The sequence below is a fragment of the Dyella sp. genome, assembly GCF_035277725.1.
Classification (GTDB): Bacteria; Pseudomonadota; Gammaproteobacteria; order Xanthomonadales; family Rhodanobacteraceae; genus Dyella_B.
Map to the genome: position 1 here is coordinate 1 of NZ_DATEJY010000238.1, position 7,725 is coordinate 7,725.

A 7,725-nucleotide genomic window follows, 5' to 3' on the forward strand; every position below is an offset into this window, starting at 1 on the left:
ATGGCGATCAGCATGACCCAGTCCTTCCGCCAAGTACTCCAGATACTTCTCGAAGCGGTTTGACACCGTCCTCATCGCATCTCACCCATGGCATCAAGTTATACACATATTACATTGATTTTTATGACACAGTAAGATTAAAGGCGGCCCAGTCTTCGCGCGTTAGCGGTGGTAACCCGTGCATGCTGCGGGCTCTATCGCATTGCTGGCTGGGCTGGCCAGATTCCCAAGCCGGCTGCACCTCACGGCACACCGACGGGCGTTGCGGATGAATACTGCAGCGGGTCGCTACGCCAATGCTGCCTTCCAGCGCAATGCAATGCGGCTGATACGCCTGCGTACCACGCATCACCAGGCGATGCGGATCGAGCTTTTCAGTAAGTTCCACCGGCACCTGGCCGCCCGTGGACGGCTCGGCCTCGCTCCAATGGAAGGCGACGCGGAAACTGGCGCAGCACGCGCCACAGCGCAAACAGGGATGAATCATGGCGATGGAACGAATGCGCCCCCTGGCGCAGGTTTTTGCATTGTTACAACGCGTCGCTGAAGGTATTGCACGACCGGATATCCCCGCTCTCCAACCCGGTCTTGAACCACTTCACCCGCTGCGCCGAGGTGCCGTGCGTAAACGAATCCGGTACCACCGTGCCGCGCGCCTCACGCTGCAAGGTGTCATCGCCGATCTGGCTGGCTGCATTGAGCGCGGATTCCACGTCACCCGGTTGCAGCCATTGCAGGCGTTGCTGCGTGCGGTTGGCCCACACGCCAGCAAAGCAATCGGCCTGCAATTCCTGCCGCACGGAAAGGCCGGTAGCGCCTTGCATCGCTGCGCCTTGCCGCTGCAGCTGGCTGGTCTTGGCAAAGATGCCCAGCTGGTCCTGCACGTGGTGGCCCACTTCGTGCGCAATGACATAAGCACGCGCGAAATCGCCGCTGCTATGGAAACGTGTCTGCAGCTCGCGGAAAAAATCCAGATCCAGATAAACCTTCTGGTCACCCGGACAATAGAACGGACCCACTGCCGTGGACGCGGCGCCACACGCCGTATTCACGCCGCCGGTGAACAACACCAGCTTTGGGTCGGCATAGGTACGGCCCATCCCGGCAAAAATATCGGTCCAGGTTTTTTCGGTGGAACCCAGTACCCGGCTCACGAATTCCTTTTGCTGTGGATCCACCTGCGCCGGCTGGCTAGTTGGCGCATAACTGTTCGGCTGTCCGCCGCCCTGGTCGAGCAGCGCCAGCGGGTTCTTGAAAAAGATCCAGCCCAGCACGGCCAGAATCAGCAGGCCGCCAATGCCCATTCGGCCACCGCCAAAACCGAATCCGCGGCCACCACCACCGCCACCCTGGTCGACTTCGACGTTCTGACTTTCTTCGCCTTTCTGCCAGTCCATAACGCCTCCCTCATGCGCTCCGCCGTGCAACGCCGGCCAACTTCCACAGCATCGCATCAAAACGCTACAGTGGCACATCCTTTTCCACACGCGTGCACCACATGACTGAAAACCTGCCCGCCCTGGTCACCCTGCTGACGGTCCTTCTGCAATTCGGCACGATGTGGGTGGTGGGCCATGCGCGAAGCAAGTACCGCATCCAGGCCCCCGCCATCAGCGGCCACCCGGTGTTCGAACGCGCTTACCGCGTGCAGATGAATACCCTGGAAAACACAGTGATGTTTCTGCCGACATTATGGTTGGCGGCGCATTACGGCTACGTGTTCTGGGCCGGTATCGCCGGTCTGGTGTGGGTCTTGGGGCGCGTGTGGTACGCCGTGGCTTACCTTGGCGACGCCGGTAAGCGCGGGGCCGGCTACATGGTTGGCATGGTGGGCTGGGCGGCGACGCTGGTGATGGCGGTATTGGGTCTGGGCCGCGCGCTGCTGGTCGGCTGACCTGCGTATCGAGGACACCCCGATGTTCAAGCCGGCCCCACCGGCTGCACCGCTGCCTTCTTCCAGAATTCCGGGCGTACTGCACGCCATTGGCCTGGTGCTGTTGTATTTCCTGTTGCAGGTCGGTGCCGGCGTACTGATGGGCCTGGCTGTTGGCGTGCTGGAAAAAATCCGCCATCCGCAGTCTTCGTTTGCCGACGTGCACAAGCACGTGATGAACGTGCTGCGGCAAACCGACAGCAGCACGATGCTGATGGTAGTGGCGTTACCGTTGATCGCACTGCTCCTGTTCTGGCTGGTGCGCCGCCAGTGGCCACAGCTTTGGTTGCAAGCCGAACCACCGGGGTTCGGATTCAATGCACCATACAGTTCTCGCTGGTATATCGCGGCCCTGCTGGTCGGCGTGGTGATGCCGCCATTTGGCGCGTTGCTCACGCAACTGCTCGCGCACGGCCATGACGTGACGCAGAACGTACAGGAACTCACTCAACACTCGTCACGCAACCTGCGTCTGCCACTAGGCATCGTAGCGGTCACGATCGGGCCGATGGTTGAAGAGTTGATGTTTCGCGGCGTGTTGCTTTCGGCCTTGATGCAGCGGATGTCGGTTGCGCCGTCCGTGGCGATATGCGCAGTGCTGTTCGGCCTCGTGCATCTGGCTGGCTTGGATTTTCAGTGGTACGCGCTGCCGAACCTGATGTTGTTTGCAGTCGCGCTGTGCTGGTTGCGATTGAAAGCCGGTTCGTTATGGCCATCGATTCTGGCGCATGGCTTGTACAACCTGTTTGCGCTGGTAGCGTTGCTCGCGGTCAAGTGATGCTGCACTTGCGGGGAGCGGAACGCGGATCCCAACAGCCACGATAAATTGGCGTAGATTGGGTCAGCGCAGCGTAACCCAACATTTTCGGAGCGATTTGTTGGGTTACGCTGCCCTAACCCAACCTACACAGTCACACGGCTATTGCGAATGTCCGCAACAGCTTCGCCGTCTCGAACACCGGCAAGCCCATCACGCCGGAATAACTCCCTTCCAGATATTCGATCAACGTAGCCCCTTTGCCCTGGATGGCATACGCCCCCGCTTTGCCGAACGGTTCGCCGGTCGCGACATAGGCGGCGATTTCCGCTTCGCTCAGTTCCGCAAAACGCACGCGCGAGATGCAGACGTCGTCATGTTCCCGCTTGGCCGATACCACGCACACCGCCGAGATCACTTCGTGCGTTCGACCGGAGAGAGCCTGCAGCATTTGCACTGCATCGTCGGCATCTTTCGGCTTGCCGAAGATGCGGTCGCCCCGCACCACTTCCGTATCCGAGGCGAGCACCAGCGCATCAACCTGGGCGCTGCGTTCCAGCGTTTCCCAGCCGGCCTGTGCTTTGTCGCGCGCCACGCGCCGCACGTAATCCACCGGCAATTCTTCCGGGAAGGGCACTTCGGCCACGTCCACATCGAGAATCGAAAAGGTCACTCCAAGCTGTCCGAGCAATTCGCGCCGACGTGGCGATCGGGAGGCAAGATAGAGCATGAATCACCAGGTTCCTTACGGGAATTCAAAGCACACCTTACCGCAACCGCCGTGACAACGGTTTTGTAGGCTGGGATGACATCCCAGCATGACATTTGCATGAAAGTGGGGATGCCATCCCAGTCTGTGAGGGGTGCGCTTGGCTGCGGCTAGAGCGTGAGACCGTAATCGCAAAAGTCATTGTCACGCTGCCACCCAAGCGATTCATACAACGCCTGCGCCGGTGCGTTGACCTGCTCCGTTTGCAACCACAACCGCGCTGCACCGAGCGCCTTCGCATGATCCGCTGCGGCGGTGAGCAGAGCACTCGCCACGCCCTGTCTGCGCGCAACCTGGGCCACGAACAGATCATTCAGCAGATAGATGCGCGCCGTGCGCACGGATGAAAACAGGGGAAACAGTTGCACGAAACCAAGGCCTGCGCCTTGTTCGTCACACGCCAGCAGAATCACCGATTGGAGATGTTCAAAACGCTCGGCAAGAAAAGTCCGCGCACGTACGGGATCGCTAGCTTGCCGATAAAACTGGCGATAGCCATCGAACAACGGTACAAGCGTATCGAGATCGTGGATGCTCGCCGGCCGAACCTGAAAGCGCATGACAACTCCGATGACAATGCAATGACGGCGCGCGCCATCGCCTTCATGCGCGATGGTACGGATGACCTGCCAGCAAGGTGGTTGCGCGATATAGCTGCTCCACCAGCACCAGCCGGACCAGCATATGCGGGAGGGTGAGCGGTCCCAATGACCACTTTTGATCGGCGCGGGCTAACACTTCCTGCGCGTGGCCATCGGGGCCGCCGATAAGAAAGGCCAGATCGCGCCCGGCCATGCGCCATTTCGCCAACTGTTCGGCCAGTTCCTCGCTGGACCAGGTCTTGCCGCGGCCATCGAGTGCAATCACTTGGATATCGCGCGGCAACGCGGCAAGGATGGCGGCGCCTTCGTCGTGCATCGCGCGCGCATCATCGCGGCCTTTGCCCCGCGTGCCAGGCTTCAGTTCGATCAATTCGAGGGGCAAATCATGGGAGAGCCGTTTGCGGTATTCGGCAAACCCTTCTGCAACCCATGCAGGCATGCGTTCGCCGATGGCGATCAGGCGGGCACGCATACCTATTGAGCCTGCCCCATGCCCTCGCGTGGCCCGCGCCGGGATCTGTTTGCGCGCAGGACAAGGAAGAACAAGGGCGTGTATGTCGATACACAACCGAGTGATGACGCAGTCATGCGGGCAAACAGACCCGGCCCGAAGGGTTGCTTCTGAGAGGTCGCCATGCGGTAGCGCGCGGCTTGACCAGACGGCCAGTCTGGCGCTGCGCCACGCACTACCACCTGACGGCCTCTCAGAAGCAACGCGGGCTACGCGAGGGCATGGGGCAGGCTCATTTCCTAGCCCGTAGCCAGGGCAGCTTCGCCCTCGGCGTCGCGGTCACCCACGGTCCACAGGCGTTCCAGGCCGTAGAACTCGCGAATGCGCGGCAGCATCACGTGCACGATGACGTCGCCCAGATCCACCAGCACCCACTCGGCCTCCCGCTCGCCTTCGACACCCAGCGGCATCACGCCCGCCTCTTTGGCGAACTTGACGACTTCGTCGGCGATGGATTTCACGTGGCGTGCCGAGGTGCCGGAAGCAATCACGAGCAGGTCGGCGATAGAGGTTTTGCCGCGTACATCAATTTCCCGGATGTCCTTGGCCTTGAGATCTTCAAGGGCGGCGATGACGGTCTTGCGCAGGGCGGCCGTGTTGACGGCCTTGGTATGACGGATGGTGGTCAAGAGTTGGGGCCTCTTCGGGCGGTTTCGGCAGCGCGGGATCGCGCAAGCGCAGTATATCCGCCTTGCTGTAACGGGACGTCAAGCGCTTTTTTCTTAACATTCATCAGGGTTTGGCCGACTTCGGCGCGCCGCGCTATGGCGTCGTAAACGAAGCCATACGCAAGAGAAGCATCGGCTCACGCCCGCGACAGCAACCGTCCGCCCATGGCGGCATTCGCACCGATCACGATGGCTATCGCCAGCGCATGCAAAAACAGATCCGAGGCGGTGGCATCGTAGCTGTGGCAGATCTCCAGCAGGCTTGCCGAGGCGGCCGCACTCGCCAGCCCGATCAGCACCGCCGTCATGACCGGCCGCAGCGGGCAGGCGCGCCGAATCAACCAGATCATCAGCGCGGATAACGGCACCGAATAACTGGTGATGAAAATCAGGCAATCGTTGGCAACGTGCATATCCACTACAGGCGTCCCCGGCAGATGGAGACGCAGGCAGCCCAGACCGCTGGCGCCGATCCAGAGCAAGGTGCTGGGCACCGGCAGCCACGCCCATTTGAGCGAGCGGCCAGGCACCGCCAGCACGAACGCGGCCAGCGCCGCGGTGATCGCCGTGATGACCCCGCCGCACGCGCCCACGCCCAGGTCGGGCAACGCATCCCAGCGGCGCAGCATGGTGGTGCAGCCATAACGCATGAACAGCACCGCGGCGATGGCCGACACCACCAGCAGCCAGCCGAGCGCGCGCCGCCACGGCGGCAGCAGACGCCGCACGGGCGTCAGCTCCGCACCGAGCGCGTCGATCAGGGCGTCATGGCGGCTTGCGTCAGACATTGCTTTCAAGGTTCTCCATGCAAGCGATCGCGCAGGGTTTTCAAGGCGCGATGCAGATTCACTTTCAGGGCACCGGTATTGCGCCCGGTCTGTTCGGCAGCTTCGGCCAGCGAGCGCTCCTTCAAGCCAAGCTGTTCCACTGCCTCACGCTGTCCCGGCGACAGGGTCTTGATCGCCTTGCGCAGGCGCTGCGCCTCTTGCGCACGCTCGGCGCCGGCACTGGCATCGTCGCGATCGGCATGGGTGTCGAAGGCGAATTCGTCGTGCACTTCGCGCTGCTCGCGGCGGCCGTGGCTGCGCAAGATGTCGATGGCGCGGCGCGCGGCGATGGCGGCCAGCCATGCATCGTAGGAACGCGTGGGGTCGTAGGTATGCCGCACGCGATGCACGGTAAGCAGGGTTTCCTGCACTACGTCATCCAGCGCATCCACCGCCACGCCCTGCCTTCTGGCCACCGCGCGGATCAATGCCACCGAATCGTTCAGCACGCGCGTGTAGGCGCGCTGGTCGCCGGCTTGCGCGGCGGCCATCCATGCTGCCCGTTGCCGGTCAGCCTGTTCGCTGGCACTTGGGGTTTCGGTGGACACGGCCTTGTCGCTATTCAGCCTCCTCGACGAAGGCTGGCGTAGTAGGACCCATGGGCCGTCAAAGGTCAAGGATGAGCTGGCTGACATGACCTGTCATCAATCCGGATTACACAGGCTGATTCGCCCGTCAAAGCGTTTCGGTTACGTCGGGCAAGCATGTAACGCAGGCGCTCGCGCAGCGAATACCCTGTCAGAAAACGAGACACGCGAGACCGTCATGCTGTTGTTGATCCTTGCCTTCTTCGGTGGCGTCGTCACCATCTTGAGTCCATGCATTCTGCCGGTGCTGCCGTTTGTGTTTGCACGCGCCGACCGGCCGTTCGCACGCAACGGTTTGCCGATGCTGATCGCCATGGCCGTAACGTTTGCGCTGGTCGCCACCTTGGCGGCAGTCGGTGGTGGCTGGGCCGTGCATGCCAATCAATATGGACGCTACCTCGCCTTGGCGGTGCTGGCCGTGCTCGGCTTGACCTTGCTGTTGCCGCACTTCGCCGACTGGATCAGCCGGCCGTTCGTGCGCCTCGGCAATCGGCTGACGGAAAAAGCAGACGCCAACCAGGATTCGCCGTGGTCCGCCGCGGGCCTGGGTGTTGCCACTGGTCTGCTGTGGGCGCCGTGCGCCGGCCCGATTCTTGGCTTGTTGCTGACCGGCGCGGCACTGCAGGGCGCCAGCGTGGAAACGACGTTGCTGCTGCTTACTTACGCGGCCGGCGCGGCGGTATCGCTCGCGCTGGCTTTGCTGGTCGGCGGCCGTGTGTTTGCGCTGATGAAGCGTTCGCTGGGTGCCGGTGAATGGGTGCGCCGCGCCTTGGGTGCGCTGGTACTTGTCGGCGTGGTCGCGATTGCCATGGGCGTGGATACCGGTTTGCTGACGCGCGTTTCGCTCGCCAGCACCGGTGGCCTCGAACAGAAGTTGATCGATGCCGTGCGCCCGGCGCCTGTGCAGGCCGCACCCGCACCGAAAGCCGGCGCATCCTTGCCGGTGGAAGGCGAACTGCCTTCGCTGGCCGGCGCCACACAGTGGTTCAACAGCGCGCCACTCTCGCCTGAAACCCTGCGCGGCAAAGTCGTATTGGTGGATTTCTGGACGTACTCCTGCATCAACTGCAT

Annotated in this window: 11 protein-coding genes; 3 read left to right on the forward strand and 8 right to left on the reverse strand. The window is 62.1% G+C overall.

From position 1 onward, the window contains the following. Nucleotides 1–121: 121 nt before the first annotated feature. On the reverse strand, nucleotides 122–487 hold the full coding sequence (locus tag VJR68_RS19605) for a YkgJ family cysteine cluster protein (RefSeq protein WP_324150385.1): 366 nt from the start codon (nucleotides 485–487) through the stop codon (nucleotides 122–124). A 43-nt stretch (nucleotides 488–530) separates the two neighbouring features. After that, nucleotides 531–1,397, reverse strand: a complete 867-nt coding sequence (ypfJ, locus tag VJR68_RS19610; protein ID WP_324150387.1) for a KPN_02809 family neutral zinc metallopeptidase — start codon at nucleotides 1,395–1,397, stop codon at nucleotides 531–533. 101 nt (nucleotides 1,398–1,498) lie between these two features. On the opposite strand from ypfJ, the gene VJR68_RS19615 reads away from it, so the two are divergent. After that, entirely contained in the window at nucleotides 1,499–1,894 is a 396-nt protein-coding gene (locus VJR68_RS19615; protein ID WP_324150388.1) for an MAPEG family protein, read from the forward strand. A gap of 22 nt (nucleotides 1,895–1,916) precedes the next feature. Then, the gene (locus tag VJR68_RS19620) at nucleotides 1,917–2,711 is read left to right on the forward strand and encodes a CPBP family intramembrane glutamic endopeptidase (protein ID WP_324150390.1); all 795 of its coding nucleotides are present in this window, start codon (nucleotides 1,917–1,919) and stop codon (nucleotides 2,709–2,711) included. A 133-nt stretch (nucleotides 2,712–2,844) separates the two neighbouring features. On the opposite strand, the gene VJR68_RS19625 is transcribed toward VJR68_RS19620, so the two are convergent. The 6 genes from VJR68_RS19625 to VJR68_RS19650 all read right to left on the reverse strand — a co-directional run bounded on the left by VJR68_RS19625 (nucleotide 2,845) and on the right by VJR68_RS19650 (nucleotide 6,558). After that, a complete protein-coding gene (locus tag VJR68_RS19625) occupies nucleotides 2,845–3,420 on the reverse strand; it encodes a Maf family protein (protein WP_324150391.1) in 576 nt (191 codons plus the stop codon). A gap of 149 nt (nucleotides 3,421–3,569) precedes the next feature. Then, nucleotides 3,570–4,019, reverse strand: coding sequence for a GNAT family N-acetyltransferase (locus tag VJR68_RS19630; protein WP_324150392.1), 450 nt, complete (start codon nucleotides 4,017–4,019; stop codon nucleotides 3,570–3,572). 43 nt (nucleotides 4,020–4,062) lie between these two features. After that, entirely contained in the window at nucleotides 4,063–4,533 is a 471-nt protein-coding gene (rlmH, locus tag VJR68_RS19635) for a 23S rRNA (pseudouridine(1915)-N(3))-methyltransferase RlmH (protein ID WP_324150393.1), read from the reverse strand. 278 nt (nucleotides 4,534–4,811) lie between these two features. Next, nucleotides 4,812–5,201, reverse strand: a complete 390-nt coding sequence (gene rsfS / locus VJR68_RS19640; RefSeq protein ID WP_324150395.1) for a ribosome silencing factor — start codon at nucleotides 5,199–5,201, stop codon at nucleotides 4,812–4,814. Between the two features lie 176 nt (nucleotides 5,202–5,377). Further along, on the reverse strand, nucleotides 5,378–6,028 hold the full coding sequence (locus VJR68_RS19645) for an NrsF family protein (protein WP_324150396.1): 651 nt from the start codon (nucleotides 6,026–6,028) through the stop codon (nucleotides 5,378–5,380). Nucleotides 6,029–6,033: 5 nt separating this feature from the next. After that, entirely contained in the window at nucleotides 6,034–6,558 is a 525-nt protein-coding gene (locus VJR68_RS19650) for an RNA polymerase sigma factor (RefSeq protein WP_324150399.1), read from the reverse strand. Between the two features lie 274 nt (nucleotides 6,559–6,832). On the opposite strand from VJR68_RS19650, the gene VJR68_RS19655 reads away from it, so the two are divergent. Beyond that, on the forward strand, nucleotides 6,833–7,725 hold an 893-nt coding region (locus VJR68_RS19655), incomplete at its 3' end, for a cytochrome c biogenesis protein/redoxin (protein WP_324150397.1).